Origin of the sequence: Sulfitobacter sediminis (genome assembly GCF_040811725.1) — a bacterium.
In the GTDB taxonomy this organism is placed as follows: Bacteria; Pseudomonadota; Alphaproteobacteria; order Rhodobacterales; family Rhodobacteraceae; genus Sulfitobacter; species Sulfitobacter sediminis.
In genome coordinates this window covers 176,341-202,963 of the sequence record NZ_JBFNXX010000003.1, presented here as the reverse complement: position 1 = coordinate 202,963, position 26,623 = coordinate 176,341, and the positions used below count along the sequence as shown (strand labels likewise).

The following is a 26,623-nucleotide window of genomic DNA, read 5'->3' as shown; positions in this document are numbered from 1 at the left end:
GGCTGTGATGCCACGCGATGCTTTCTCTCATGTCGAGACCTGGGTCTTCGACCTCGACAATACGCTCTACCCGCCCTCGGCGGCGCTTTTCGATCTGATCGAGGTGCGCATGACCGCCTGGGTGATGGAGGCCTTGGGCGTCGACCGCGCCCGCGCCGACGCGCTGCGGCTGCACTACTGGCGCACCCACGGCACGACGCTTGCGGGCCTCATGCGCGAACACGACGTCGACCCGCTGCCCTATCTGGAGGATGTCCACGACATCCCCATGGACCGCCTGTCGCCCGATCCGGAGCTGGCCGCCCGTATCCGCGACCTGCCGGGACGGCGGATCGTCTATACCAACGGCTGCGCACCCTATGCCGAACGGGTGCTGGAAGCACGGGGGCTCAATGGGCTGTTCGATGCGGTCTACGGCGTGGAACACGCGGATTTCCACCCTAAGCCCGACCGCGCGGCCTTTGACAAGGTCTTTGCCACCGACGGCGTGGTGCCCGATCGCGCCGCGATGTTCGAGGACGACGCGCGCAACCTCGCCGTGCCGCACGCGATGGGGATGCGCACGGTCCATGTGGCCCCTGCGCGGGAAGACGCGGCGCATGTTCACTACCACACGGACGATTTGTCCGATTTCCTTGGCCTCCTGAGGCAGTAAGCTTCTCCCATGACATACGACTGCGATATCCTGATCTCGGGCGGCGGCATCGCCGGGCTGACGGCGGCGGCGGCCTTTGGCACCGCTGGCTTCAACGTGATCTGCGTCGATCCCGCCCCGCCCATTACCGAGCGCGACGCCAAGGGGGCCGACATGCGCTCGACCGCGATGTTGCAGCCCGCGCGCAAGGTGCTCGAGGATGCAGGCGTCTGGGAAGCGCTGGCACCGCATGCAGCCGACCTGCAAATCATGCGGATCATCGACGCGGGCGGCGAGACCGCCGAGCCCCGTGTGAGCCGTGAATTCAATGCCGCCGATATCTCGGACATGCCCTTCGGCTGGAACTTTCCCAACTGGCTGCTCAGGCGCGAACTCGTGGACAGGCTCAAGGCCCTGCCCAACGTGGACTTTCGCCCCGGCAACGGCACCACATCGCTTTTCACCCGCATGTCCGAGGCCCGTGTCGGACTGACCGATGGCAGCCGCATCACGACCCGCCTCGTGATCGCCGCAGACGGGCGCGACAGCCCGATGCGCCAGGCCGCACGGATCGGCGTGAAAACCCGCCGCTACGGGCAAAAGGCGCTGGCCTTTGCCGTGACGCATCCCCTCCCCCACGAGAACGTCTCGACCGAAATCCACCGGACCGGCGGCCCCTTCACCCTCGTTCCCCTGCCAGACCGCGACGGCCAGCCCTGCTCTGCCATCGTCTGGATGGACGACGGGGCTGAAACCCTGCGCCGGTCCGAGATGCCCAAAGCCGCGTTCGAGGCCGAGATGACCGAACGGTCCTGCCACCTCTTCGGTCCGCTGACGCTGGTCAGCCCGCGCAACGTCTGGCCGATCATCAGTCAACACGCCGAGCGGCTGTCGGGCGAACGCATCGCGCTCATTGCCGAGGCCGCCCATGTGCTGCCGCCCATCGGCGCGCAGGGGCTCAACATGTCATTGCAGGACATGGCGACGCTGCTGAAACTGGCGATGGAATTCCCCGAAACGCTGGGCGATGCCCGGATGCTCGACACCTACCACAAGGCACGGTTTGCCGACATCCAGCTGCGGATCAACGGCATCGACCTGTTGAACCGGGTCAGCCAGGCGCGTCATCCGCTGGCCCGCGACGCCCGCGCCAAGGGACTGGATGCGCTCTATGCGCTGGCGCCGGTGCGCAAGATGCTCATGCAGATGGGTCTTGGCGTGCGCTGACGGCGAGGGTGGGCGATGCGCCCACCTTACAGGCTTCTGCAGAGCCTTAGTGCAATATTGCAAGATAAAAAGCACGAGACCGCTCGCGCCTTGCCACGTCGGGTCCCGAACGGGGCGGTAAGGTGCAGGCCCCCTGCACCCCTCGCTCAGAGAACTTCTTCGACAACCGGCTGCAGACGGCCAAGCGTACCTTCGACATCGTAAAGCTTGTCGAGACCGAAAAGCCCCAGCCGGAAGGTGCTGAACCCCTCGGGCTCACCCACCTGCAACGGCACGCCTGCGGCAATCTGCATGCCCCTGGCGGCGAATTTCTTGCCGTTCTGAACCTCCGGATCAGCCGTGAAGCTGACCACCACGCCCGGCGCGCCATAGCCCTCGGCCGCGACCGATTGCACGCCGCGCGCGCTCAGCATCTTGCGCACGCCGTCGCCCAGCTGCCACTGCGCCTCCTTCAGCCGGTCGAACCCGTAGTCCTTCGTCTCCAGCATCGTGTTGCGGAAGGCGCGCAGCGCATCGGTCGGCATCGTGGCGTGATAGGCGTGACCACCGTCCTCATACGCCTTCATGATCGCGCGCCACTTGGCCAGATCGATGGCGAAACTGTCCGACTGGGTCTCGGCCAGCCGCTTTTCCGCGCGTTCCGACATCATCACCAGACCCGCGGCTGGCGAAGCCGACCAACCCTTCTGCGGGGCCGAGATCAGCACATCGACACCCAGCGCCTTCATATCGACCCAGGCGCATCCCGACGCGATACAGTCGAGCACCATCAGCGCCCCCACGTCATGGGCGGCTTTCGCCATCTCCTTGATGTAATCGTCCGGCAGGATCACGCCCGCGCTCGTCTCCACGTGCGGTGCAAAGACCACCTGCGGCTTCTCCTCGTGGATCGCCGCCACGACGTCCTCGATCGCGGCGGGCACGAAGGGGGACGTGGGCGCATTGCCCTGCTGGCGCGCCTTCAGGACCGTCGTCTTGGCCGTCAGCCCCCCGGTTTCGATGATCTGCGACCAGCGGTATGAGAACCAGCCGTTCCGCACGACCAGCGCATCGACGCCGCGCGCGAACTGCCGCGCCACCGCTTCCATCGCAAAGGTCCCGCCCCCCGGCACAACCGCAACCGCGTCGGCGTTGTAGACCTCTTTCAGCAGGCCCGAGATATCCCGCATCACCTGCTGGAAGGTCGCGCTCATGTGGTTGAGCGAGCGGTCGGTGAAGACCACCGAGAATTCCTCAAGACCCGTGGGGTCAACCGTGTCGAGCAATGCCATGAAAGTTTTCCTCCATCTCTTTGCGCTCTGCATATGTGGCCGCTGGCTGAGTTGCAAAGTCTATCTTGGTATACAGTGTCTCCGTACCTGCGCCCCAGAGCCCGCCAACCGCAAGTTGTTGCCCAAAGGTCTCTGCCGCGCCCCTCCGCCGCGAAGTGGTTAACAAATCCTTGATTTGTCAGCTTTCCGCCGCAATCCTGCCACAAACACCGGCGCGCAGCCGGGACAGGCAGGCATGGGCAGATGGCAGACACGACGCTTTTGCTGAACGGATTCAGCATCATTGGCGACCCGCAATCGACGAACTCGAACGCCAGCGGTGGCGGCAACCTGATGATCCACAGCGGCCAAGCTGTGTTTGACGGGGACGATATCATCGTTTTTCAGGTCAGCGGTGCCACCGAGGACGGCGTGCTGACCGCGAATTCCTTCATTACCGGCGTCATCGTCTACGACAATGCGACCGACTATTACTACGACACACCCAAATACACCTATTCCGGAACGGCTGACATCGACACCGGACGTAACGATATGGGGGACCGCTACCTTCAACTGGATGGTAGCGGACTGACGTCTACGGACAGCGGTGCGCCGGTTCTCGGAGACCTTGCCGTGGTCGCCGGTGTCGATATCCTTGCGACAATCGAGGCGAACAATGGCCCGCTTGTCATCCCTACAAATGAAGCAATCGACCTCAACGGCGACGGGATCATCTCTCCCGACGAAGAAGCCGACGGCGCTTTTTCAAGCGATGTGTCCTTCGGCACCTTCGTCTGTTTCGCCAAGGGCACGCTGATCGAAACGCCCTCGGGTCCGGTCTTTATCGAAAGCCTGTCCGAAGGCGACCTCGTCAACACGCTCGACGACGGCCCGCAGGAGATCCGCTGGATCGGCAGCCGCAAGGTGCCCGGCACCGGCAAGGGCGCGCCTGTGCAGATTGCGGCAGGGGCGTTGGGAAATATCCGCCCGCTCACCGTGTCGCAGAACCACCGGATGCTGGTGACCGGCGCCATGGCCGAGCTGCTGTTCGGTCAGTCCGAGGTGCTGGTCGCCGCCAAGCATCTCGTCAACGACCGCACCATCCGGATCGTGCCCTGCGAAGAGGTGACCTATTACCATTTCCTGTGCGATGCCCACCAGATCATCTTTGCCGAGGGTTGCCCTGCCGAAAGCCTCTACCCCGGCACCCAGACACTCGAAGCCGTCGATCCGGATGCACGCGAAGAAATCGTGGCGCTCTTTCCCGAACTGCGCCTGGACAAGAGCACGGCTTCGCTTTCGCGCTACACGCTCTCGGGCCGCGAGGCGGCGGCGCTGACCGAGGTCGCCTGATCCACCTCAGAGCGGTCCCTTCAGCCGCTCCTCGCTCAACAGCACGTTGGCCTCCACCTCCCCGGCCCCCGGCAGCGTCATGATCCGCCGCCGCAAGACGCGCTCGAAATCCGGCAGATCGCGCGCCACAACGCGGAGACGGTAGTCGTAAAGTCCAAGCACATGCTCGACCGTTTGCACCTCAGGAATGGCCGAGACCGCGCGCTCGAAATCCTCCAGCGACACGCGCCCCTTGGTGGCCAGCTTGATGCCAAGAAACACCGTGACGCCAAACCCCAGCTTTTCGGCGTTCAGCCGCAATTGCCTGCGCGCGATGATGCCCGCCTCCTCCAGCCGTCTGATCCGCCGCCACGTCGCAGGCTGCGACAGGCCAAAGCGCTTGCCCAACGCGCTGGCAGATTGCCGCGCATCCCGCGCCAGCGCCCGGATCAGTTTGCGGTCGATATCATCAAGGGCGATCACAGCGGCAGCGTCTCTTCCGACTTGATCCGCGCCACATGCATCAGCGCCTCGATATCCGCGATATGCGGCAGCGTCAGGATGCGGCTACGGTAAATCTGCTGGTAGTGTCCCATGTCCCGCGCGATGATCGAGAGCCGCGCATCGACACGGCCCAGAAAGGTCTGCACTTCGATCACCTCCGGCACCTTGCGCACCTCGGCGAGAAACTCGTCAAAGGCATTTCCTTGCGTCTTGTCCAGCGTCACCCGCAGCGACACTTCCACCGCGTACCCAAGCGCCGCCCAGTTGATTACCGCACCGACGCCCTCGATCAGCCCCGCCTCCTCCATCCGCGCGATGCGCCGCGCGGCACGCCCCGAGGTCATGCCGCAGCGCTCGGCCAGCTCACCGGGGCTGAGGCTGGGGTCCGCCTGCCAGTAACGCAACAGACGCCGGTCCTGATCGTCGAGCATGATTTTTCCGTTTTCGGCCATTTCAGCGCATTATCATCTTCATCTTTCCAAAAAAACTCAAAATGCAACGCTGGCACCTCGCACGACGATGGCTATGGTGCGCTCCAGACGATCACCCAACCAAAGGACAAAGACATGCGCGTTTACTACGACCGCGATTGCGACGTGAACCTGATCAAGGACAAGAAGGTCGCGATCCTCGGCTATGGCTCCCAGGGCCACGCCCACGCCCTCAACCTGCGCGACAGCGGCGCCAAGAACCTCGTCGTGGCGCTCCGCGAAGGTTCGCCTTCCGCCGCCAAGGCCGAAGGCGAAGGCCTCAAGGTCATGGGCATCGCCGAGGCCGCTGCATGGGCGGATCTCATCATGTTCACCATGCCCGACGAGCTTCAGGCTGCGACCTACAAGCAATACGTTCACGACAACATCCGCGAAGGCGCCGCGATTGCCTTTGCCCACGGTCTGAACGTGCATTTCGGCCTGATCGAGCCCAAGGCGGGCGTTGACGTCATCATGATGGCCCCCAAGGGCCCCGGCCACACCGTACGCGGCGAATACACCAAGGGCGGCGGCGTGCCCTGTCTTGTGGCCGTGCACAACGACGCCTCCGGCAAGGCGCTGGAAATCGGCCTCTCCTACTGCTCCGCCATTGGCGGCGGCCGTTCGGGCATCATCGAGACCAACTTCCGCGAAGAATGTGAAACCGACCTCTTCGGCGAACAGGCGGTGCTCTGCGGTGGCTTGGTCGAACTGATCCGCATGGGCTTCGAGACGCTGGTCGAGGCGGGATATGCCCCCGAGATGGCCTATTTCGAGTGTCTGCACGAAGTGAAGCTGATCGTGGACCTGATCTACGAAGGCGGCATCGCCAACATGAACTACTCGATTTCCAACACGGCCGAGTACGGCGAATATGTCTCGGGCCCCCGTGTCCTGCCCTACGACGAGACGAAGGCGCGGATGAAGGCGATCCTGACCGACATCCAGACCGGCAAGTTCGTGCGTGACTTCATGCAGGAAAACGCCGTCGGCCAGCCTTTCTTCAAGGGCACGCGCCGCATCAACGACGAGCACCAGATCGAAAAAGTCGGCGAAAAGCTGCGCGAGATGATGCCGTGGATTTCTGCGGGCAAGATGGTCGACAAGGCCAAGAACTAAGCAAGAAGGCCCGGGATCACCTCCCGGGCCTTTACCTTTTACACGTCGGCAGGCTTGCCGTGGGCCGACTTGTCCGCCGCCAGTGTGGATTTCTCTGCATTCTGATCATGCAGGCGGTTTTCCGTCTTCCGCTTGATGACAAGGCCGAAGATCACCGCCAGCAAAAGCGTGACGAAGAACATCGCACCAACCAGTGAGGTCCAGTCCATTTCAGGTCTCCTTTCGTGTTCGTCTTGGGGAAACAACGCGAGGTGGTCCAACACGTTCCGCCCCAAATTGTCGCAGGGATTTGCATGGTTCGACGCAGGACGAAGTCTTGCCCGATTGACCTGACCCGGCCCTCGGCCTACCTCCTGCGGCAAACGGAGCGACGATGACCCAAGCCCCTCAGATCACGTACAAAAGCTGGCTGATGATTGCCACGCTGGCCTTCGTCTGGGGCGGGACATTCCTTGTCACCGAAATCGCGCTCACCGGTATCACCCCCTTCTGGCTGGCTGCCGCGCGGGTCGGTTTTGCAGCCATTGTCATGGTCGTGATCTGGGCGTTCCGGGGATTTTCCCTGTTCGAGACGCCCCCTTCCCCGGGCAAGATCGCGGCGCTGATCGCCATAGGCGGTCTCAGCGGGGCCATCCCCTTCACCTTCCTCGCCTGGGGTCAGCAATACGTGACATCCGGGTTCGCCGGTGTCTCCATGGCCTCGACCGCGCTGATCGTCCTGCCGCTTGCACACGTCTTCGTCCCCGGAGAGCGGATCACCCTGCGCAGGCTGTCCGGCTTTGCGATCGGCTTTGTCGGCGTTGCGGTCCTGATCGGCGGCCAGGCCTTCGACACGACGGGCCAGGCGCTGGAAACCGCAGGCCGGTTTGCCTGTATCGCCGCGGCGGGCTGCTACGCCACGTCGTCTGTACTGATGCGCCGCCTGCCCGCGATCGACCCCATCGGCCTTGCCACGGTGCTGCTGGTCATCGGCTCCTGCCTGATCATACCTACCGCCTGGGTGGTCGAGGGGCCACCCCCCATGCCCGCCCCGGATATCCTGATCATCCTGATCCTGCTGGGGCTCATCCCCACGGCAATGGCGAATTTCCTGCGCGTGCTCGTGGTCCGCAGCGCGGGGCCGGTCTTTATGTCGCTGGTCAACTACCAGGTACCCGTCTGGTCTGTCGTGCTCGGGGCGGTGATCCTGGGCGAGCCGTTGCCCCCCTCACTGCTCTACGCGATGGCGCTGATCCTTGCAGGTCTCGGGATCAGCCAGTACGCCGCCCTGCGGCGGCTTTTCCGCGCGGCGAAGGGCGGCTAGCCCCCGACCGCGTTCTCGACCGCCGCGACGACGGTATCCACCGCGCGCTGCATGAGAGCCGCGTCCTCGTGTTCGGCCATTACCCGCACCAGCGGCTCGGTCCCCGACTTGCGGATCAACAGCCGACCGCCGTCTGACAGCTCCGCCTCGGCCTGCGTGATCGCCTCTTTCACAACCGCCGCTTCCAGGGGCGTCTGGCCGGTTTCGAACCGCACGTTCTTCAGCAATTGCGGCACCGGGTCGAACTGGTGCAGCAGCTCGGAGGCGGGCTTGCCCGACCGCACCATTTCGGCGAGAAACTGCAGCCCCGCCATCAGGCCGTCGCCCGTGGTTGCGTAATCGGTCATCACGATATGGCCCGACTGCTCACCGCCGAGATTGAAATCCCCCTCGCGCATCCGCTCGACCACGTAGCGGTCGCCGACAGCCGTGCGTTCAAGCCGGACGCCGCGTGCCTTCAGGAAATGCTCAAGCCCGAGGTTGCTCATCACCGTGGTGACCAGCGCATTGCCCTTCAGCCGCCCTTCCTCTGCCCAGCGGGCGGCCATCATGGCCATGAACTGATCGCCGTCGCCGACCTTGCCCCGTTCGTCGATCAGGATCACCCGGTCCGCGTCACCATCGAGGCAGATACCGACATCCGCGCCATGGGCCACGACCATCTCCGCCGCCGCCTGCGGTTGGGTCGACCCGCAGCCATCGTTGATGTTGAGACCATTGGGCGACACGCCCAGCGGGATCACCGTCGCCCCCAGTTCCCACAGCGTTTCGGGGGCCACGCGATGCGCCGCACCATTGGCGCAGTCGATCACCACCTTCAGCCCATCAAGCCGCATCCGGCGCGGGAACGACGATTTCACCCGTTCGATATAACGATAGCGCCCGTCGTCGATCCGCTTGGCGCGGCCGATCTCGTTGGCCTCGGCAGGTTCCACCCCGCTTTCGATCAGCGCTTCGATCTCGGCCTCGACGCTGTCGGACAGCTTGAACCCGTCGGGCCCGAAGAACTTGATCCCGTTGTCCTGCGCAGGATTGTGGCTGGCCGAGATCATCACGCCCAGATCGGCGCGCATCGACCGCGTCAGCAGCCCCACCGCAGGCGTCGGCACCGGGCCCAGCAACAGCACGTTCATGCCCGTGCTGGTCAGCCCCGCCGTCAGCGCATTCTCGAACATGTAGCCCGACAGCCGCGTGTCCTTGCCGATCACCACCCGGTGCACCGAACTGTGATCGCGGCGGAACTGGCGGCCCACGGCGGCACCGATGCGCAGCGCCATTTCAGGTGTCATGGGGTGGACGTTGGCGGTGCCGCGGACACCGTCCGTGCCGAATAGTTTCTTCATACCTGTCTTCCCGTCATGGCCGCGCGCCACAGTGCGATGCCCTGGATTGTTTCCGGGACATCATGCACCCGTAAAATCTGAATACCATGGGAAAGAGCCGCCATCGCGACCCCTAAACTCCCCGGTGCGCGGGTTCTTGCCTCCGGCGCCTTGCCGATGGTGCCGATGAACCGCTTGCGCGATGCCCCCAGCAGGATCGGGACGCCGAGACTGTGAAAAAGGCTGAGGCGTGCGAGTAGCGTCAGGTTATGCTCCAGCGTCTTGCCAAAGCCGATGCCGGGGTCCGCGACAATGCGCGCGCGCGGGATGCCCGCCCGCTCCAGCGTGGCGATCTGTGCTTCGAGGAAATCGTAAACATCCAGCAGCACGTCATCGTAGCGCGGATCGTTCTGCATCGTCGCCGGATCGCCGAGCGCATGCATGACACAGACCGGCAGATCGGCACGCGCGGCCAGCGGCGCGAGCGCTGCATCGAAGGTGAAGCCCGACACATCGTTGATCAGCCCGGCGCCCGCGTCCACGGCAACTTCGGCCACGGCCGCCTTGCGCGTGTCGATGGAGATCGCTGTCGCCACCCCGGCCTCACGCAGGCCACGGATCACCGGTACGGTACGACGGCATTCTTCGTCGATGCTCACCTCTTCCGCGCCGGGCCGCGTGGATTCGCCCCCGATATCCAGCAGATCGGCCCCCGCCGTCTCCATCGCCTGCCCCGCCGCAATGGCGTCATCTGCGGCGGCATGCACGCCGCCGTCCGAGAAACTGTCGGGTGTCACGTTCAGAATGCCCATCACCCGTGGCAGGTCAAAGCTGAGCCCCGCGATATCCGCGCGCGGCTCTGCCAGCGCGTCGATCACCTGGCCCGGTGCGTCGGTCAGAGGGATGACGCGGGGCAGACGTCCCCGCGCCAGCACTTCAAGCTGTGTGAACCAGCCCCACCCGCCGGCAAGCTGCGCGGCACCGGCGGGCTTGCCCGGTCCCACCTGCACCACCGGACGGAAGTAGTCGCGCGTCGTGCTCACAGCACCGCCTGTTCTGCTGGCATGGCCCTGAGGGGCACCGATGCGCCCTGCGGCAGCGCCGCGCCGATGACCAGAAGCTCTTGGGCGTCGAAGGTCGCCGCGAACCACGCCGCCAGCGCCACGGCGTCGCGCGGCTGGGCCGAAGGGGTATCAACGCTGTCCAGAACGATCTTGGACGGGGCCCAGACGCAGGTCTGCCCGTTCTTCATCGCCCAGTCGAGTTCGGTGCGCGTCTCCACCACGACGCAGCGGTCATCCCGCGCGGCAAGCACCCAGGCGTTCTGCTCGATCGCCAGGAGGTCGATCCGCCGCTGCGCCATCCGGTGCGGCACCTGCGGGGCAGGCACATCCGCCGCGCCGACGCAAATGATCAAGGGCTGCCCGGTGGCCTCCAGCTGGTCCAGCCAGGACGTCAGATGGGGCGAGGCGATGGCGGCGTTGCTGAGAAAGACAAGCTGCGGATGTGGCGCATCCTTGCGCATCAGCTCAGGCGGGGGCGCGCCCTCGCGCGCCCGCACGATCTCGACACCCAACGCCCCCGGCCCCCGGTCCAGTTTCTCGATCCGGACAAAGGCGCGGACCGCCTGCGGTTCCAGCAGGATACGGTCGGCCACCCGCTCCGCCAGCGTCTCCAGCAGCGCCAGCCGCTCGACGCCAAGCTCGGTCGCGATGGCCTCTGTCACCTTGTCGTAGCTCAGGATGCGGTCCACGTCGTCGTCGATGGGGCCGCTCAACGGGCGCACCTCTACCACCACGTTGAAACAGACCCGCTGGGTCACGCCCCGCTCGGCCTGGAACGCGCCAATTTCCACCTCGACGATGTGATCGCGCAGGGAAATCCGGTCCAGCGGTTCACTGCTTGCCATCGCCTCGGCGCGCTCGGACGGGTGCGCAAAGGCAAGACGGACTTCGTTGGACATGAAACTGGCCTTCCGCTGGTCGTGTCACGGCGGTCTAACCCGCCGTACGGCACCCTATCAGCCCGGTTTCCGGCAGGCCAGCGCCCGAAACCGGCAGGCCCGTCAGTTCGACGCGGTGCGCCAGGTGTGACGGTAGAAAAGATGCACACCGATCTTGGCGGTGCGGGTGTAGACCTTGGACCATCGCGGACGCACGGCAGTGGTGTGGTAATGGGTGGCCCCGTCGGTGAGCGAGGGCACCTTGCCATCCAGCATGTAGCGCGCCACCTTGCCGACACGCGCAAAAGCCGCTGGTTCGGCGATCACCTCGGCATGGCCGTCACAGGTGTAGGTGAACTGGCACTGGTACTTCTTGCCCGTCCCCTGGTTGATCACGCCGCAGACGGAGCCCGGGAAACGCTGGCTCTTCACTCGGTTCAGGATCACCTCGGCCACGGCGAACTGGCCCTTCACTGTCTCGCCGCGCGCTTCAAAGTAGAGCGCTTCAGCGAGACAGCGCCACTGCTCGGAACCTGATGCCTTGGGCTGGGAATCGATCCAGGATCGCGAGAACTGCACATCGCCCCTGGGGCCGGCGGGCTGGGCCACCAGCTCTTTCAGGCGCTTGTTGCCGGCCGATTTCAGCCCCTGTGTCTCGATACGTGCGAGGTTTTCCGCCTTCTCGGAGGAGGCGGAAACGGCAAGCGGAACGGCGCTGAGCGCGCCCACAAGCAGGGCGATAATCGAACGGCGAAGGACGGACATTGGCAGACTCGTCGGTAATTTCAATTCGTCTGCGCCTAACCAAGATTGCCCACAGGGTAAACCCTTGGGAAAAGCGTTACGCAAAAACCCGCCAATCGCTACGAGTTGTAGCGCTTATTTGGGTTCCACGTACCCGATCTTGTGGCCTATTGCCAACTGCGCCGCGGCAAGCCTTGCTACCGGAACGCGAAACGGCGAACACGAGACATAGTCAAAACCCGCATCGCGGCAAAATGCAATCGATTCGGGATTGCCCCCGTGCTCGCCGCAGATCGACAGCGTGATGCCCGGCTGCGCCTTGCGCCCGCGCGCGGCACCGAGCTTGAGAAGCTCGCCCACACCGTCGGTATCGAGAACGTGAAACGGATCCTCGGCGAACACCCCCTGCTGCACGTAATCGGACATGAACCGCCCCGCGTCGTCGCGGGAAAGCCCATAGGTCATCTGCGTGAGGTCATTGGTGCCGAAGCTGAGAAAGGCGCAGTTCGGCGCAATCTCGGCCGCGCGCAGCGCCGCGCGCGGGGTCTCGACCATGACGCCAAGGCGGTAGGTAAAGATCGCGTCCTTCTCGTTACGCACCGCCGCTGCCACGGCGTCGATGGAGGTCTTGACCAGTTCCACCTCACGCTTGGCAGACACCAGCGGGATCATGATCTCGGGCACCACCGGATCGCCGTCGCGGCTGGCCTCGATGGTCGCCTCGAAGATCGCGCGGGCCTGCATCTCGTAGATCTCGGGCACCGTGACACCCAGACGCACGCCGCGCAGGCCCAGCATGGGGTTGTATTCGCTCATCGCCTCAATCCGGCGCGTCACTTGCGACAATGGCAGGTCAAGCGCATCGGCCAGCTCGCGCTGGCCCGCCTTGTCCATGGGCAGGAACTCATGCAGCGGCGGATCGAAGAGGCGAATGCAGACCGGCTGACCCTGCATGATGCGGAACAGCTGTATGAAATCCTCGCGCTGCATGGGCAACAACCGCTCCAGCACCGCGCGACGGTCCTCGCTGCTTTCGGCAAAGATCATCTCGCGCATCACTGTCAGGCGGCCCGGATCGAAAAACATGTGCTCGGTCCGGCAGAGGCCGATCCCGTGCGCGTCAAAATTGCGTGCGGTCTGCGCATCGGCGGGGGTGTCGGCGTTGGCGCGTATGCCGATGTCGGCGGCATCCTCGGCCCAGGCCATCAACCGCGTAAAGTTGTCATCGAGCGCCGCCTCGCGCATGGCGACCGACCCAGCGATGACCTCGCCGCTCGATCCGTCGACGGTGATCTCATCGCCCTCGTTCAGCACCCGCCCGTCGCGCGCCACAAGCTGCTTGCGCCGCAGGTTGAATTTCATGTTCGACGCGCCGACCACGCAGGGCAAGCCCATGCCGCGCCCGATCACGGCGGCATGGCTGGTGATCCCGCCCCGCTCGGTCAGGACGGCCACGGCGGCATGCATGCCCCGGATATCCTCCGGGCTGGTCTCGCGCCGGATCAGGATGCAGTTTTCGCCACGTGACGCGCTGGCCTGCGCGTCCGTCGCGGAAAAGACGATTCTGCCGGTCGCCGCACCGGGGCTGGCGGCAATGCCCTTCCCGATCACGTCCCGCTTGGCCTTTGGGTCCACCTGCCGGTGCAGAAGCTCCGTCAGCGTGCGCGGCTGGACGCGCATCAACGCTTCTTCGCGCGGGATGATCCCCTCGTCCGCCAGCGCCACGGCGATCCGCACCGCCGCGCGCGAGGATCGCGCCACGCGCACTCCGTCGAGGATGTGCAGCTTGCCGTCCTCGATGACGAATTCCACCTGCATCTCCGCGCGCAACTTGCGGCGCATCAGCTTGGCATGCTCCACCAATTCCGCAAAAGCCTCCGGCGCCAGTTCCTCGAGCGACGGGCCGCGCGGATCCTTGGTCAGGTACAAGGCCGCCGCATCACCTTCGAGCGCATCGCGTCCTTGGCTTTGGCTCAGGTAACGCCCGGTGATCTGCGGAAGCCCGGTTTCGCTGTCGACCAGCTGCAGCACGCCCGAACCGCACTGCCCCTTGCCAACCCCCAGCGCCATCTGCTGCACGACAAGGCCGAGGCCCGCATCCTTGGGCGCCCCCTTGGCCTGCCGCAAGAGCCGCGCCGAAGTACCGTCCCATGCCCGCGCCATGGACCGCAACACCGCGGTCAATTGAACGCCGGGGTCCTGCGGAAACTGCTCCTCCGTCTCGACCTCGTAGGCGTGGAGCGACTGGGCCAGTGCCGACCGCGCGTCGCCCGACACCTCGTCGAACATGTCGGGATCGAGCCGCGCGATATTGACCGCATAGGATTGCACGAACCGCATGTAGAGCGTCGCGGCGGCTTCCTCACCGATGGTGTCGCAGAATTTCTCGAACTTCTCGTTGTTGATGCCGATGTTCAGCACCGCCCCCGGCCCACCCCAATCGGGATCCTGGCTGGAGGGGCGCACGCACATCAGCGCATCCTGCGGTATCTCGGCAACCACCGCGGCGATATCGGGCATGTTCCCCTGCGCGATCCGCTTCACGGCGTCAAAGGAGATGGCCACGGTGCGCGGCACCGGCAGGTCCAGCCGCACGAGACGCTGCAGGCACTTGGCCCGCCCGCCGTGGGTTTCGTTCGCGATCGGCGCTGTGGGGGTCACCAGCGTCGTGTGGGGGTTATTCTGCACCGCAGCACCTTTGGGTTTCGGGTGCAGCATGGGGGTTAATCGGGGCCTGTCAAGGGGACAGTGTCAACCAGTTCGGACAGTCCCGGCGCCAAAGACCGGCACAGGGCCTATCCGTCGATCCGCGTCAGATCGGCGACCGAGGTACAGATCGCCCGGATCCGGCTCAGCAGGTTCAGCCGGTTGCGGCGCACCGTGCCGTTCTCTGCATTGACCTGCACCGCTTCAAAGAAGGCATCGATCGGCCCCCGCAGCGCCGCCATCGCGGACATCGCGGTGGTGAAATCCTGACGCTCCATGGCGGGGGAAATAACGGCCTCTGCCTCATCGAGCGCCTTGAACAAGGCCCTCTCTTCGTCGGTTTCGGCAAACTTCACATCCGCGCCAAAGGAATATTCGACCCCGTCCGCCTCTTCGGCCTGTGTCAGGATGTTGTTGGCCCGCTTGAACCCCTGGATGAGGTTCTCACCGTCGTCGGTGTTCAACGTCTCGGAGAGCGCCTTGGCGCGTTTCACCAGAAGCGTGAGGTCATCCTTGCCCGGCATCTCGATGCAGGCATCGATGACGTCGTGCCGCACGCCCTGGTCACGCAGATAGACCTTGAGACGGTCGTGCAGGAAAGAGAGCAGATCGCCGGACTTGTGCGGCACCTGTACTTCCAGCTTTTCCACTGTTTCGGCATGCAATACGTGATCCGCCCGCTCCTTGATCGCCCGCAAGGCCGCGCCAAAGACCCCGTGCCGCGCGATTTCGGACACCAGATCGGAGACGAGTTCATCGTGAATGTCATCGTGCGCCTGCCCCTTGTTGCGAACAAGTTGCGCGCCGTGGAACCGGTCAAGCGGAACGCTGAGATCGTTCTCGACCACGATCCGGATCACCCCCAGAGCCGCCCTTCTCAGCGCATATGGGTCCTTCGACCCCGTCGGCTTCTCGTCAATCGCCCAGAAGCCGGTCAGCTTGTCGATCTTCTCGGCCAGCGCCACCGACACCGACACCGGTGCTGTCGGCACATCGTCGGAAGGGCCCAGCGGCGCGTAATGCTCTTCGCAGGCCGCCGCGACTTCGGCAGGCAGCCCGGCCGCTTCGGCATAGTAGCGCCCCATCAGCCCCTGCAATTCCGGGAACTCATAAACCATCTCCGAGGACAGATCGGCCTTGGCCACCCGCGCCGCCTGCTCCGCGAGCTCAGGGTCGGCCCCCACCATCGGTGCCAGCTCCCGCGCAAGATGCGCCATGCGCTCGATCAGTTCGGCCTGCGTGCCCAGCTTGTTGTGGAAGGTCACGTTCTCCAGTGCCTTGACCCAGGCACGCATGCCCGCCGCAGAACGCGCGACGCGCAGGTCGTTTTCCCAGAAGAATTTCGCATCCGACAGCCGGGCCGAGAGCACCTTTTCGTTGCCCGCAAGGATCGTCGCCCCTTCGTCCGCCGTGGTACGGTTGGCCACGGTGATGAAGCGTTCGATCCGCCCCGTCTTGGGGTTTTTCACCGAAAAGAACTTCTGATGCTCTTTCATCGAGGTCTGCAGGACCTCGGGCGGAAGGCCCAGGAACTCCTCGCCAATCGGCCCCATCAGCGTCACCGGCCATTCCACCAGCCCCGCGACCTCGGCCAGCAACCCGTGGTCCTCGACCACCTCGAGCCCGCCCGCGAAGGCAAGGTTGGTGGCGTCGTGCCAGATCGTCTCGGCCCGCTCATCGGCGCGCAGCATCACATGCGCGCGCTTCAGCTTGGCCTCGTAGTCGTCGAAGCTGCTGACGGTAAAGGCACCGGGCGCAAGGAACCGGTGGCCGCGCGTCACATCGCCCGCCTCGATCCCGTCGATCTCCAGCGGCACCACCTCGGCACCATCCTCCCGCACGATCAGGCAGATGATCGAATGCAGCGGCCGCACCCATTTCAGGCTGCCCGTCCCCCAGCGCATCGACTTGGGCCAGGGGAAATTCCGCACGGTCTGTTCCAGCACTTCGGCCACGATCTCGGCCGCCGGACGCCCGGGCTTGCGGATCGTCGCAAACAGCACCTTGCCCTTGGGCGTATCGCGTTCTTCTAACTGATCGCGGCTTACGCCTGCCCCGCGCAAGAAACCTTCGATGGCCTTCTCCGGGGCATCCGCGCGCGGGCCCTTGCGCTCTTCCACCAGCGCCGGGCTTTCCGCCAGCATCCCCTCCACCGTCAGCGCCAGCCGCCTCGGCGTGGAAAAGGCTGCTGCCGAGGCATAGGTCAGCCCCGCCTCGACCAGACCATTGGTCACCATCTTCTGCAGGTCTTCTGCCGCCCGCATTTGCATGCGCGCGGGAATTTCCTCGGAAAAGAGTTCGATCAGCAGGTCAGGCACGGGATGTCCTCGGGTGGGATGGGGTTTTCAGGGGGGATAGCGGCAAGCTCTGAAAGGGTCCAGATCAATCGGTGGGCAGCGGCGGGCATTCCTCGCCCACGACCGTGCCGTCATAGGCTTTCTCGCCGCAATCGTTCAACTCGTGCCAGGCATAGCCACGACCGTCTTCGGTGATCGCGACGATCCGGTCGACCCCGTAGGCCACGTTCTTCCCGCCAAGGAAGGTCAGTGCAGTGCCTGCCTCAAGCTCAGCCGCGATGGCGGCAGCGTCGAAACAGCCGAACCAGCCCGGAGCGTTGCGTGGGGTCATATCCTCGACCATCACGTAGGTCTCGGTAAAGAACGCAAGGCTCTGCGGCGTGGTGAAACAGGCGCGGTAGCGGATGGGGGAGCTTTCGGCGTCAATCGCTTCGAAATTATCAAAGACGATGGTCTCCGGCTCCTCCGTGGCGAGGGACACAAGCTGCACATCTTCTTCGTGAACGGCCTCGTAAAAGCCGTAGATCTGCAGGTAATAAAGCGCCCCGCCCGCGATGGCTGCCGACAACAAGATCACTATCCCTATGATTTTCCCACTCACCTCGACACCTCCGCGCACCCCGGCACGTCTGCACCGGAGAAAGGGCCTCTCCAATCGGGTCTTTCCAAAAACCCAGCAAGTTCAGCGCCAATCGGGCGAGCCGAACCACGCCGTCCAGGCTTCATCTTTCCCATACAACTCCGGCACAACCTACGCTCCTGGCACATCTTCCAATCAGGAGCCTCGACGCTCACGCAGCATCCTCCCGCCAGCCGCCCGCGCGGGTCTGAACGAAGGCATCGGCGCACATCTTGGCCAGCGTGCGCACGCGCCCGATGTAGGCCTGCCGCTCGGTCACCGAGATCACGCCCCGCGCGTCCAGCAGGTTGAACATGTGGCTGGCCTTGATGCACTGGTCATAGGCGGGATGCGCCATGACGATCCGCTTGCCGGTCTTCGGGTCCGTCGCGGGCTGGTCGAGGATCGCCTTGCAATGCGCCTCCGCCTCCTCGAATTGCCGCAAGAGCACCTCGGTGTCCGCCATATCGAAGTTCCAGCGCGCGTATTCCTCTTCGGTCTGCTTGAAGACGTCGCCGTAGGTCAGCTCGATGGGACTACCCGGATCATTGAAAGGCATGTCCATCACGTGATCGACGCCGAGAACATACATCGCCAGACGTTCAAGCCCGTAGGTCAGCTCACCTGACACGGGATGGCAATCATGCCCGCCCACCTGCTGGAAATAGGTGAACTGGCTCACCTCCATACCGTCGCACCAGACCTCCCAGCCAAGGCCCCAGGCACCCAGCGTCGGGCTTTCCCAATCGTCCTCGACAAAACGAATGTCGTGCAAGTCCATGTCGATACCGATGGCGGCAAGCGAGCCAAGATAAAGCTCCTGCAGATCGGGCGGGCTTGGTTTGATCAGCACCTGGTACTGGTAATAATGCTGCAGGCGGTTCGGGTTCTCGCCATAGCGCCCGTCCGTGGGGCGGCGCGAGGGCTGCACATAGGCCGCCGCCCAGGGCTGCGTGCCGAGCGACCGCAGTGTCGTGGCGGGGTGGAATGTGCCTGCGCCCACCTCCATGTCATAGGGCTGCAGCACCGCGCAGCCCTGCGCCGCCCAGTAGTTCTGCAGCGCAAGGATGATCGACTGGAAAGACCGGGGTTTTGCAAGGGTCTCGGACATGGGCAAAGCCTCTTTGTGATGCGGCCTCTACCTACGGTCCACACCCGGCAGCGTCAATTGCGACACAGGGACAAAATCAGCCGTGATCCCATGGCCTTTGCGGTGAATTCCTGCTTATCTTCGCGCACCATTGAATCACGCGAGATTTTTTCTACCATGACGCGAGCCGCATCGTTCCTCCTGGCCTTTTTCCTGGCCGTCTCGAGTTCTGCCGGCATGGCGCGGGCGCAGTCTTCCGACGACGTGGTCTGGGTCCAGATCGAGGCGCAGCCGAGCCTGTCACAGGCGCTCGACCGGGCACGGGTCTACGCGGCGCGTCTGGAGGACGTGAACGGATTTGCCCTTGGCGGCGGCTGGTACGGGATCGCGGTGGGCCCCTACCGGCGCGGCGATGCCGAACAGGTGCTGCGCAGCTACGTCGGCGACAGGATCGTTCCGGGAGACAGTTTCATCCAGCTCTCGCAGGCCTTCGGACAGCAGTTCTGGCCGGTCGGTGCCAACGTGCTGAACCGAGGCGTGCTGGAAGCGCCGGGCAGCGTCGATACCGCTGCCGCCCCTGCCGAACCCGTCGAAGAGCCGGTGATCACACCGAGCGATGAGACCGTGACGGAGGCGCGGCGCAGCGAAAGCGCGCTCAACGCGGACGAACGCAAGGCGCTTCAGGTCGCGCTGCAATGGGCAGGCTTTTACAACGCCGCCATCGACGGAGCCTTCGGGCGCGGCACCCGCACCTCCATGGCCGCCTGGCAGGAGGCCAACAATTATGAACCGACCGGTGTTCTCACGACCCTCCAGCGCGCGGCGCTGATCGGGCAATACAACGCCGTGCTTGACGGTCTCGGCCTGCGGATGGTGCGGGATGACAAGGCAGGTATCGAGATGATGATGCCCACCGCCGAGGTGGGCTTTGCCCGCTACGAGGCCCCCTTTGCCCATTACGAGAGCACCGGGGACATCGGCGCGCGGGTGATCCTGATCTCGCAAGAGGGCACGCAGGATACGCTATTCGGCCTTTACGAAATCATGCAGACGCTGGAAATCGTCCCTCTCGACGGTCCGCGCCAGCGCAACAGCACTTCCTTCGAACTGGTGGGCCAGAACGCCCGCATCGTGAGCGAGACACAGGTGTCCCTGCAGGAAGGCGCGATCAAGGGCTTCACCCTTGTCTGGCCCGCCGGTGACGAAGAACGCCGCCGCCGCGTGGTGGACGAGATGACCAAGAGCTTTGCCCGCCTGCCCGGCACCCTTGACCCCGGGGCGGGCAGTGATGGCGAACAGGCCGTCGACCTCGTCTCGGGCCTGCAGGTGCGCCAGCCCAAGCTGTCGCGCTCGGGCTTCTACATCGACGGAACCGGCGCGGTCGCCACCACCGCAGAGGCGGTCGCCGCCTGCGGCCGGCTGACCCTGGACGGGGATACAGAGGCCGATGTGCTGGCCAATGATCCGGCGAACGGCGTTGCCATTCTCAAGCCCCGCGCGCCGCTGGCACCACTGGCCGTGGCGGCCTTCGATCTCGACCCGCCGCGCCTGCAATCGGAGGTCTCCGTTGCGGGGTATTCCTACGAAGGCGTGCTGAGTGCAGCGACCCTCACTTTCGGCAAGCTGGCCGATCTGCGCGGCCTGCAGGGCGAGGAAAACCTCAACCGCCTTGAACTCAAGGCGCAGCCCGGCGATGCGGGCGGCCCGGTCTTCGACGTCAGCGGCAACGTCGTCGGCATGTTGCTGCCCCGGTCCGAAGGGGACCGTTCGCTGCCGGAAAACGTGGCCTTTGCGTTGGACGGAGCCTCCATCGCCGAGGTGGCGAGCCGCGCGGGCGTGGCACTCGCCGCCTCTGATCGCACAGGGACTGCCGCTCCGCGTGACTTGCGGATTGCCGCGCAGGACATGACCGTTCTGGTCAGCTGCTGGGAGTAACCTGAGGGATCGGAACCTTTGAAAGTTTCCGTCCTTTTTCTTTCAAAGAAAACGCGGCCCGGCCCGCCGAATGCGCACCACCGCACAACCTCTCACGGAATGCGCCCTCACCCCAGGACGTCAGGCGTCACATGAACGAGCGTTGGCCCAAACGCCGAGAAAGCCTGCTGCACTGCCGCCTGCATCTCTTCCAGTGTCCCCGGCTTCACCGAAGCCGCGCCAAAGGCCTCGGCCAGTTTCACGAAATCCGGGTTCCGCGCCACGACCGCATTGGGCGCAATCTGTGCCCCAACCATGCTCGCCTCGATGGCCCCCAGCTTGCCGTTGTCCCACAGGATGATTGGTATCGGCAGTTTCAACTCCACGGCCACGCCAAGCTCGGCCATGGTGTAGTGAAAGCCGTAATCGCCAATGATCGCCATCGTTGGGAAACTGAACTTACGTGGCACCGCGACCGTCCCGCCAATGGCTGCAGGCAGCGCATAACCCAGCGTGCCGAAACCGTAAGGATGGTGCCATGAGCCTGAATGGGTCATTGGCCAGACTTCCTTGGCCGCATAGGCGAACTGGGTCATGTCGGAATAGACCGTGGTCCCATTCGGCACGCATTTGCGCAGCGCATCGACGACCCGCAGAACACCGGGATAGTCCGCATCCACCTCGGTACGCCACCTTTTCCTCGTCGCGCGGACCTCTGCAGGGTCCCAGACGGAATCCGACCTATGTCCCTCAAGCGCCTCACTCAGCGCGTCGAGAAACACCTCCGCACGGCAGATCAGATGTACATCCGCCTCGGCACTCCGGCTTGCGGGGTCGAGGTCCACCTGCACGCAGTAGCCGCTCACGCCAAGCCGGTTGCGCCAGATGTCAGTTTCCGCGACTTCTGTCCCGATCAGAACGATACAATCCGCCGCGCCGATCACCTCAGCTGAACCGGGCCGCGCGAGGTAGGAGCCAAAGTTCAGTGCCCCCGGCCCCGCAACCCCGCGCCCCGCATATGTCTCGAAGCTGGCGGCACCCAGAAGCTTCAGCACATCCCTCACCTGATAGCCGCAGCCCACTGCGCCGCCGCCGAGCACAAAAAGCGGGCGCTTGGCCTGCGCAATCTGCTCGATCACACCCGGTGGCACCCGAAACGCTTGATCCTGCCAGACCGCCACGCGCGGTGGCGGCGACGGCGCATCGGCCTCAAGGACCGAAATCGGCACCTGGATATGTTTGGGCCGGGGCCGGTTCATCTTGAACTCCGCCAACGCCCGGTCGATCAGCGCATAGGCCGCCTCCGGCGTCTGCGCCTCCTCGGACCAGTCACAAACAGTCTCGGCCGCCGCCCGCTGGTCCTTCATCTGGTGCAACTGCCCCCGCCGCGCTGCCGTCTCATCGAGGCATGAGGAGAACACCAACATCGGCACGCTGTCCGAATAGGCCTGCCCCATCGGCGTCATGATATTCGTCAGCCCCGGCCCGGTGATCACATAGGCCACCCCCGGCTTGCCCGTCGCCCGGGCATAGCCGTCGGCCATGAAGCCCGCGCCCTGTTCGTGCCGGGCGAGAATGTGCCTGATCCCCGCCTCCTCGATCCCCCGATACAGTTCCTGATTATGCACGCCGGGAATGCCAAAGATCACATCGACCCCGCGGTCCTTCAGCATATGCGATATCTGCACCCCGAGCGGGCGGGTTGTGTCAGCCATCAGGCCCTCCAGAATGTCACGGTAAGAATGACGTAGACCGCCAGCAGTTCCAGCCGCCCCAGCAGCATGGCAAAGCTGAGGATCCACTTGGCCGTATCGTTGAGCGAGCTGAAATTGCCCGCAGGCCCAATGGTTTCGCCCAGCCCCGGGCCGATATTGGCCAGCGCCGCAGCAGCGCCCGAGACGGAGGTCACGAAATCAAGCCCTGTCAGGCTCAGCGCGACCGCCACCAGACCCAGTGTCACAATGAAGAACATGAAGAACGACATCACCGAGGACAGCACATCCTGCCCGATGGGCCGCCCATCGTAGCGCGGCGTGAAAATGCCGTGGGGCGAGCGGATGCGCCGCAGTTGCGAGCGGATCGAGGCAAAGAGAAGCTGGTAGCGGAAAATCTTGATCGAACAGGCGGTCGACCCGGCGCACCCGCCGATCAGACCGATGAAAAAGAAGAGTGCCACCGCAAACGAGCCCCATTGCATGTAATCGACCGAGGCATAGCCGGTGCCGGTCACGATGGAGACGATGTTGAAAAGCGCCTCGCGGAAATCCTGTTCCCACGGGCGCGAATAGCTTGAAGACAGCAACAGATAGGCGATCCCCACGATCACCAGCACCGTCACGAGAAACCCGCGCACCTGCGGGTCGCGGTGGAGCGCCGTGGCGTTGCCGTTCAGAAGCTGAACGTAGCGGACGAAGGGCAGCGCGGCGAGGATCATGAACAAGGCCGCCACGTATTCCGCCGGTCCCGTGAAGGCCCCGAAAGACGCGTCGTAATTGGCGAACCCGCCCGTCGCGATGGTGGTAAAGGCATGCACCGTGGCGTCGAAGACATCCATGCCGACAGCGAGATAGCTCAGCGCGCAGGCCACGGTGAGCCACAGGTAGATCACCGAGATCTGCGTGGCGATCTGACCGGCGCGGGGGAGGATTTTGCCAAAGGTATCAAAGCCCTCGGATTTGAAGATCTGCATGCCGCCGACCTTCAGCTCGGGCAGGAACACCATGGCCACGACGATGATACCGACACCGCCGAGCCATTGCAGGATGCCCCGCCACAGCAACAGGCCCTTGGGCATCGTGTCGAGGCCCGAAAGGACGGTGGAGCCCGTCGTGGTCAGCCCCGACATGGCCTCGAAAAAGGCATCGGTGAAATCCGAACTTGTCTCGCCCAGCATGAAGGGGATCGCCCCGAAGACCGGCAAAAGCAGCCACACACCTGAGGTCACAAGGAAGGTCTGCTGGATCGTCAGTCCCTCGCGCACGCCGTTCGCGCAGGCCAAGGCGATCATGCCGCCGGAAAGTGTCGTGATCAGGCTGGCCTCGGCAAAGACCATCCAGTGGCCGCGCCCCTCGGCCACGTCGACCAGCATCGGCAGGATCATGGCGACCCCAAGTACGGCCACCAGCAAGCCGCTCACATATCCGACAGGGCGCAGGTCCAACATGCCAGAAGCGTTGGCGCGGCCCCCGCGCGGTGTCAAGCGATCACGCATGGCCAAGTGACCTCCGGACATGGAAACGGCCCGACCGGGGTGCAGCGCACCGCCGGAAAGCCGGGCCGTTGTTCAGCGATTGACGCGGGTCAGAGGTAGTAGATGTCCGCAAAAACGTGAAAGACGATGTCCTCGCGCTTGATCTTGATCTTTGCCAGCTCCGCGTCCGACAGGGCTTGCAACTGATGCACTTTCCTGACGCGCGCGTTCATGCTGGCGTTTTCCGCCATCCGGGCCATGATGCCCGAAAATGCGCCGCCGATGGCGGCAAGGACGTTGCGGGTCGCGGTGATCTCGCGGCTCAGAACGCCGGCGGGACTGGTGGTGTCGAAATAGGCCATGACTGGCTCCTTTGGGTACTTCGGTTCCCCTCCCCGCTGCATGAAGTAGGCCCGCCAACCCGCGATGAGTACAGCCAAATATGCATAGCCGCCCCGTCCCTGTTGCAGGGCTCCAAAGACCGTCGATCAGGATGAGCACAGGAAAAAGGGCGTTCCGAAGTGGAACGCCCCTCTCTGGCAGTTCAGTCTTCTCCCGGGTCTCAGCCCACGTGGAATAGCGTGTTGAACAGTTTCGGATCGATGCTGTTCATCTCGAAGGTCGGCCCCTCGGTCAGGATCGAAATCGCATCGTGGCTGTGCAGGCTTTCCTGGTGGCTCGCGATGACGCGGAAATCACCCACGCGCGGCTCCTTCTGAAGTTGCTCGCAGAAGAGACGCGCCGCGTCCTCGACAAAGATCGGATTGGCCGCGTTCAGCTCCGCAAAGGCCTGTTCGTCCTCACGCTTGACCATCACCTGCGTTTCCGTCGGAACGGCGCGGCGGCAGACGTCGATCAGGTCCTCGAACCACAGGCACTTGCTGTCGGGGTCGATCACCGCCGAGATCCGCGCAACCGAACGCTGCGAATGCGGCGTCGCCAGCTGACCGCGTGTGGCGCGGGCGTGCTCGGACAATTCCAGCGAACATGGGCAGGTGCTGGAATAGACATAGTCGAGGTGAATGATCTTCTGACGCACGCCATCCTTCTCGATCAGTTCGAGGGCGACGTCGTAATACTGATACCCCGACAGGCCCGACCGCAGGCTCTCGATCTTCATCGGGAAAGAAAAACGCATCTGGATGCGCGCATCCATGCTTTCGAGGTCCGCCTTGTAGTCATCCAGCGCGGATTCGATCACATCGAAGCTGAAGGTCCGCTCCGCGTGCTTGTAAAAGCTGCGCATGATGCGGGACATGTTGATGCCCTTCTTGTCCGCTTCAAGGCTGACGGAGCCGGTGATCGACGTCTCGAGCGTCAGATCGCCGTTGTCGCGGGTGTGAAAGCGGATCGGGAGGCGGAAGTTGGAAATGCCCACATGCTGAATCTGCTTCTTAGCACCCCGGATCAGGCTTGATGGTCCGTTCTGCAGGTCGGGCAGCGTGCGCTTGTAGCTGTCGCCCACCGCGAAATCCGCAGGATAGGTGCGGTTGAATTCCGGGTAGGCTTCGCTGGTCGACAGCAGGCGCGCGACCGCCGGGTCCAGCGCGTCCATCTCTTCCTCGGTCGCCCCTGCGGCCCAGGCCTTGAGTGTTTCAAGGGCGTCTCGGGCCTCGGAACGCTCCGGTGCTTTCTTGACGGAAGTGATCGCATTCATGGGTAAGGCTCCCCTTATCGGTGTGCGACACTTAGTTAGGGTGCCATTTCAGGATTCCCAATTAAGATATCATATAGCCCCATTTTGTCGCAGCAAGCGCCTGCAAAACCGACATTTTCAGTGGGAAAGCGCCTGCATGAAGTCGCTCAAAAGATCGTGAGCGTCCTCCAACCCCACGGAAATACGCACCAATCCCGGCGTGATGCCCAGTGCATCCTTCTGGTCGTGCGGCAGCCGCTGGTGGGTCGTGAAGGCAGGAGGCGTCAGGATCGTCTTGGCGTCCCCGAGGTTGTTGGAGATGATCCCCACCTCACAGGCATTCAGAAACTTATACGCCGCCTCCTTGCCGCCTTTCACCTCGATGGCCAGCATGGTACCGCCTGCCCCCATCTGCCGCTGCGCCAGATCGTGCTGCGGATGGCTCTCCAGCCCGGGATAGATGACGCGGCTCAGCTTCTCATGTCCCTGCAGCGCCTCGGCCAGTTTCGCCGCCGTCTCGGTCTGGGCGCGTACCCGCAGGTTCATCGTCTCAAGCCCCTTGAGCATGATCCAGGCGTTGAAGGGGCTCATGGAGCCGCCGGTGTGTTTCATGTAAGGCTCGATCGTCTTGCGGATCATCTCACGCGAGCCGAGGATCACGCCGCCCAGCGCCCTGCCCTGCCCGTCGATGTGCTTGGTAGTGGAATAGATCACAAGGTCCACGCCCTGCTCTGCCGCCTTGGAATAGACCGGCGTGGCAAAGACGTTGTCGCAGATGACCAGCGCGCCCTGCGCATGGGCCAGTTGCGCCACCCCTTCCACGTCCACCAGTTCCAGTGTCGGGTTCGAGAGCGACTCAAAGAACACCGCCTTGGTATTAGGCCGGATCGCGGCCTCCCACTGGTTCAGATCACTGCCATCGACGAAGGTCACCTCGACGCCGAAGCGGGGCAGGATTTCCTCGGCGATATAGAGACAGGAGCCAAACAGCGCGCGGGACGAGACAAGGTGATCGCCCGCCTTCAGGACCGACATCAGCGCCCCGTTGACCGCCGCCATGCCCGACGCCGTGGCAAAGGCGTCCTCGGTGCCTTCCAGCGCGGCGATGCGCTCCTCGAACATCGCGACCGTGGGGTTGCCGTAGCGGGCATAGATGAACTCGTCCGGACCCGCTTTTTCGAACCGGGCCTCGGCCTGTTCGGCGGTCTCATAGACAAAGCCCTGCGTCATGAAGATCGCCTCGGAAACCTCGCCATACTGGCTGCGGCGAATGCCTGCGTGCACCGCCTTGGTGGCCTTGTTCCAGTCCTTGCTCATGTCG

The 26,623-nt window shown here is 64.1% G+C and carries 24 protein-coding genes; 7 read left to right on the top strand and 17 right to left on the bottom strand.

The features are described from left to right. Positions 1-7 precede the first annotated feature (7 nt). Positions 8-655 (top strand): pyrimidine 5'-nucleotidase, encoded by a 648-nt coding sequence (locus AB2B41_RS05475; protein WP_367876742.1) that lies wholly within the window; start codon positions 8-10, stop codon positions 653-655. A gap of 9 nt (positions 656-664) precedes the next feature. Then, positions 665-1,861: a UbiH/UbiF family hydroxylase gene (locus tag AB2B41_RS05470; protein WP_367876741.1), complete on the top strand. Its 1,197-nt coding sequence runs from the start codon at positions 665-667 to the stop codon at positions 1,859-1,861. 146 nt (positions 1,862-2,007) lie between these two features. Here AB2B41_RS05470 and AB2B41_RS05465 read toward each other — a convergent pair whose 3' ends face one another. Next, positions 2,008-3,132, bottom strand: a complete 1,125-nt coding sequence (locus AB2B41_RS05465) for an aminotransferase class V-fold PLP-dependent enzyme (RefSeq protein ID WP_367876740.1) — start codon at positions 3,130-3,132, stop codon at positions 2,008-2,010. A gap of 243 nt (positions 3,133-3,375) precedes the next feature. Here AB2B41_RS05465 and AB2B41_RS05460 point away from each other — a divergent pair, with 243 nt between their 5' ends. Next, positions 3,376-4,467: a Hint domain-containing protein gene (locus AB2B41_RS05460; protein ID WP_367876739.1), complete on the top strand. Its 1,092-nt coding sequence runs from the start codon at positions 3,376-3,378 to the stop codon at positions 4,465-4,467. Between the two features lie 6 nt (positions 4,468-4,473). Here AB2B41_RS05460 and AB2B41_RS05455 read toward each other — a convergent pair whose 3' ends face one another. Together AB2B41_RS05455 and AB2B41_RS05450 are read right to left on the bottom strand one after the other, a co-directional pair. After that, entirely contained in the window at positions 4,474-4,929 is a 456-nt protein-coding gene (locus AB2B41_RS05455; RefSeq protein ID WP_367876738.1) for an Lrp/AsnC family transcriptional regulator, read from the bottom strand. Continuing rightward, the gene (locus AB2B41_RS05450) at positions 4,926-5,381 is read right to left on the bottom strand and encodes an Lrp/AsnC family transcriptional regulator (protein WP_367876737.1); all 456 of its coding nucleotides are present in this window, start codon (positions 5,379-5,381) and stop codon (positions 4,926-4,928) included. Before AB2B41_RS05450 ends, AB2B41_RS05455 begins: the two co-directional genes overlap by 4 nt. A 135-nt stretch (positions 5,382-5,516) precedes the next feature. Here AB2B41_RS05450 and ilvC point away from each other — a divergent pair, with 135 nt between their 5' ends. Continuing rightward, positions 5,517-6,539 (top strand): ketol-acid reductoisomerase, encoded by a 1,023-nt coding sequence (ilvC, locus tag AB2B41_RS05445; protein ID WP_367876736.1) that lies wholly within the window; start codon positions 5,517-5,519, stop codon positions 6,537-6,539. Positions 6,540-6,577: 38 nt separating this feature from the next. Here the strand turns inward: ilvC and AB2B41_RS05440 are convergent, their stop codons facing one another. After that, the gene (locus AB2B41_RS05440; RefSeq protein WP_367876735.1) at positions 6,578-6,748 is read right to left on the bottom strand and encodes a hypothetical protein; all 171 of its coding nucleotides are present in this window, start codon (positions 6,746-6,748) and stop codon (positions 6,578-6,580) included. Between the two features lie 164 nt (positions 6,749-6,912). Between AB2B41_RS05440 and AB2B41_RS05435 the strand changes: the two genes are divergently transcribed. Beyond that, positions 6,913-7,842, top strand: coding sequence for a DMT family transporter (locus AB2B41_RS05435; protein ID WP_367876734.1), 930 nt, complete (start codon positions 6,913-6,915; stop codon positions 7,840-7,842). Here the strand turns inward: AB2B41_RS05435 and glmM are convergent. From glmM to AB2B41_RS05420, 3 genes are read right to left on the bottom strand one after another with little or no spacing between them, the layout of a single operon-like run. Then, the gene (glmM, locus tag AB2B41_RS05430) at positions 7,839-9,185 is read right to left on the bottom strand and encodes a phosphoglucosamine mutase (protein ID WP_367876733.1); all 1,347 of its coding nucleotides are present in this window, start codon (positions 9,183-9,185) and stop codon (positions 7,839-7,841) included. The two genes, AB2B41_RS05435 and glmM, sit on opposite strands and share 4 nt — an antisense overlap. Then, the gene (gene folP, locus AB2B41_RS05425) at positions 9,182-10,207 is read right to left on the bottom strand and encodes a dihydropteroate synthase (protein ID WP_367876732.1); all 1,026 of its coding nucleotides are present in this window, start codon (positions 10,205-10,207) and stop codon (positions 9,182-9,184) included. Before folP ends, glmM begins: the two co-directional genes overlap by 4 nt. Then, complete coding sequence (locus AB2B41_RS05420; RefSeq protein ID WP_367876731.1) at positions 10,204-11,127, bottom strand: dihydroneopterin aldolase; 924 nt, start codon at positions 11,125-11,127, stop codon at positions 10,204-10,206. The genes folP and AB2B41_RS05420 overlap by 4 nt, the downstream gene beginning before the upstream one ends. Between AB2B41_RS05420 and AB2B41_RS05415 the strand changes: the two genes are divergently transcribed. Beyond that, positions 11,126-11,257, top strand: a complete 132-nt coding sequence (locus tag AB2B41_RS05415) for a hypothetical protein (protein ID WP_367876730.1) — start codon at positions 11,126-11,128, stop codon at positions 11,255-11,257. The two genes, AB2B41_RS05420 and AB2B41_RS05415, sit on opposite strands and share 2 nt — an antisense overlap. Here AB2B41_RS05415 and AB2B41_RS05410 read toward each other — a convergent pair. The 5 genes from AB2B41_RS05410 to AB2B41_RS05390 all read right to left on the bottom strand — a co-directional run bounded on the left by AB2B41_RS05410 (position 11,230) and on the right by AB2B41_RS05390 (position 18,583). Then, a complete protein-coding gene (locus tag AB2B41_RS05410; RefSeq protein WP_367876729.1) occupies positions 11,230-11,871 on the bottom strand; it encodes a cell wall hydrolase in 642 nt (213 codons plus the stop codon). The two genes, AB2B41_RS05415 and AB2B41_RS05410, sit on opposite strands and share 28 nt — an antisense overlap. A 114-nt stretch (positions 11,872-11,985) precedes the next feature. Further along, positions 11,986-14,568, bottom strand: coding sequence for a putative PEP-binding protein (locus AB2B41_RS05405; protein ID WP_367876728.1), 2,583 nt, complete (start codon positions 14,566-14,568; stop codon positions 11,986-11,988). Positions 14,569-14,645: 77 nt separating this feature from the next. Continuing rightward, positions 14,646-16,874, bottom strand: a complete 2,229-nt coding sequence (glyS, locus tag AB2B41_RS05400; protein WP_367876727.1) for a glycine--tRNA ligase subunit beta — start codon at positions 16,872-16,874, stop codon at positions 14,646-14,648. 64 nt (positions 16,875-16,938) lie between these two features. Further along, a complete protein-coding gene (locus AB2B41_RS05395) occupies positions 16,939-17,454 on the bottom strand; it encodes a DUF6446 family protein (RefSeq protein ID WP_367876726.1) in 516 nt (171 codons plus the stop codon). Between the two features lie 190 nt (positions 17,455-17,644). After that, positions 17,645-18,583, bottom strand: a complete 939-nt coding sequence (locus AB2B41_RS05390; RefSeq protein ID WP_367876725.1) for a glycine--tRNA ligase subunit alpha — start codon at positions 18,581-18,583, stop codon at positions 17,645-17,647. A 156-nt stretch (positions 18,584-18,739) separates the two neighbouring features. Here AB2B41_RS05390 and AB2B41_RS05385 point away from each other — a divergent pair, with 156 nt between their 5' ends. Further along, positions 18,740-20,497 carry a serine protease gene (locus tag AB2B41_RS05385; RefSeq protein WP_367876724.1) on the top strand — a complete coding sequence of 586 codons (1,758 nt, stop codon included), beginning with the start codon at positions 18,740-18,742 and terminating at the stop codon, positions 20,495-20,497. Between the two features lie 107 nt (positions 20,498-20,604). On the opposite strand, the gene AB2B41_RS05380 is transcribed toward AB2B41_RS05385, so the two are convergent. From AB2B41_RS05380 to metZ, 5 genes are all read right to left on the bottom strand, one after another. Next, on the bottom strand, positions 20,605-22,191 hold the full coding sequence (locus AB2B41_RS05380) for a thiamine pyrophosphate-binding protein (protein WP_367876723.1): 1,587 nt from the start codon (positions 22,189-22,191) through the stop codon (positions 20,605-20,607). Next, positions 22,191-23,639: a TrkH family potassium uptake protein gene (locus AB2B41_RS05375; RefSeq protein WP_367876722.1), complete on the bottom strand. Its 1,449-nt coding sequence runs from the start codon at positions 23,637-23,639 to the stop codon at positions 22,191-22,193. The genes AB2B41_RS05380 and AB2B41_RS05375 overlap by 1 nt, the downstream gene beginning before the upstream one ends. 137 nt (positions 23,640-23,776) lie before the next feature. Then, on the bottom strand, positions 23,777-24,028 hold the full coding sequence (locus AB2B41_RS05370; RefSeq protein WP_367876721.1) for a DUF1127 domain-containing protein: 252 nt from the start codon (positions 24,026-24,028) through the stop codon (positions 23,777-23,779). A gap of 200 nt (positions 24,029-24,228) precedes the next feature. Beyond that, a complete protein-coding gene (gene folE2, locus AB2B41_RS05365) occupies positions 24,229-25,323 on the bottom strand; it encodes a GTP cyclohydrolase FolE2 (RefSeq protein WP_367876720.1) in 1,095 nt (364 codons plus the stop codon). 117 nt (positions 25,324-25,440) lie between these two features. Next, entirely contained in the window at positions 25,441-26,619 is a 1,179-nt protein-coding gene (gene metZ, locus AB2B41_RS05360) for an O-succinylhomoserine sulfhydrylase (protein WP_367876719.1), read from the bottom strand. Positions 26,620-26,623 lie beyond the last annotated feature (4 nt).

Coding starts and splice junctions, on each gene's coding strand:
- AB2B41_RS05440 (WP_367876735.1), bottom strand. CDS start 6,748: ATGGACTGGACCTCACTGGTTGGTGCGATGTTCTTCGTCACGCTTTTG.
- AB2B41_RS05435 (WP_367876734.1), top strand. CDS start 6,913: ATGACCCAAGCCCCTCAGATCACGTACAAAAGCTGGCTGATGATTGCC.
- ilvC (WP_367876736.1), top strand. CDS start 5,517: ATGCGCGTTTACTACGACCGCGATTGCGACGTGAACCTGATCAAGGAC.
- AB2B41_RS05370 (WP_367876721.1), bottom strand. CDS start 24,028: ATGGCCTATTTCGACACCACCAGTCCCGCCGGCGTTCTGAGCCGCGAG.
- AB2B41_RS05470 (WP_367876741.1), top strand. CDS start 665: ATGACATACGACTGCGATATCCTGATCTCGGGCGGCGGCATCGCCGGG.
- AB2B41_RS05420 (WP_367876731.1), bottom strand. CDS start 11,127: ATGTCCAACGAAGTCCGTCTTGCCTTTGCGCACCCGTCCGAGCGCGCC.
- AB2B41_RS05450 (WP_367876737.1), bottom strand. CDS start 5,381: ATGCTCGACGATCAGGACCGGCGTCTGTTGCGTTACTGGCAGGCGGAC.
- folE2 (WP_367876720.1), bottom strand. CDS start 25,323: ATGAATGCGATCACTTCCGTCAAGAAAGCACCGGAGCGTTCCGAGGCC.
- metZ (WP_367876719.1), bottom strand. CDS start 26,619: ATGAGCAAGGACTGGAACAAGGCCACCAAGGCGGTGCACGCAGGCATT.
- AB2B41_RS05375 (WP_367876722.1), bottom strand. CDS start 23,639: ATGTTGGACCTGCGCCCTGTCGGATATGTGAGCGGCTTGCTGGTGGCC.
- AB2B41_RS05405 (WP_367876728.1), bottom strand. CDS start 14,568: ATGCTGCACCCGAAACCCAAAGGTGCTGCGGTGCAGAATAACCCCCAC.
- AB2B41_RS05385 (WP_367876724.1), top strand. CDS start 18,740: ATGACGCGAGCCGCATCGTTCCTCCTGGCCTTTTTCCTGGCCGTCTCG.
- glmM (WP_367876733.1), bottom strand. CDS start 9,185: ATGAAGAAACTATTCGGCACGGACGGTGTCCGCGGCACCGCCAACGTC.
- AB2B41_RS05415 (WP_367876730.1), top strand. CDS start 11,126: ATGAAACTGGCCTTCCGCTGGTCGTGTCACGGCGGTCTAACCCGCCGT.
- AB2B41_RS05460 (WP_367876739.1), top strand. CDS start 3,376: ATGGCAGACACGACGCTTTTGCTGAACGGATTCAGCATCATTGGCGAC.
- AB2B41_RS05390 (WP_367876725.1), bottom strand. CDS start 18,583: ATGTCCGAGACCCTTGCAAAACCCCGGTCTTTCCAGTCGATCATCCTT.
- AB2B41_RS05475 (WP_367876742.1), top strand. CDS start 8: ATGCCACGCGATGCTTTCTCTCATGTCGAGACCTGGGTCTTCGACCTC.
- AB2B41_RS05410 (WP_367876729.1), bottom strand. CDS start 11,871: ATGTCCGTCCTTCGCCGTTCGATTATCGCCCTGCTTGTGGGCGCGCTC.
- AB2B41_RS05465 (WP_367876740.1), bottom strand. CDS start 3,132: ATGGCATTGCTCGACACGGTTGACCCCACGGGTCTTGAGGAATTCTCG.
- AB2B41_RS05380 (WP_367876723.1), bottom strand. CDS start 22,191: ATGGCTGACACAACCCGCCCGCTCGGGGTGCAGATATCGCATATGCTG.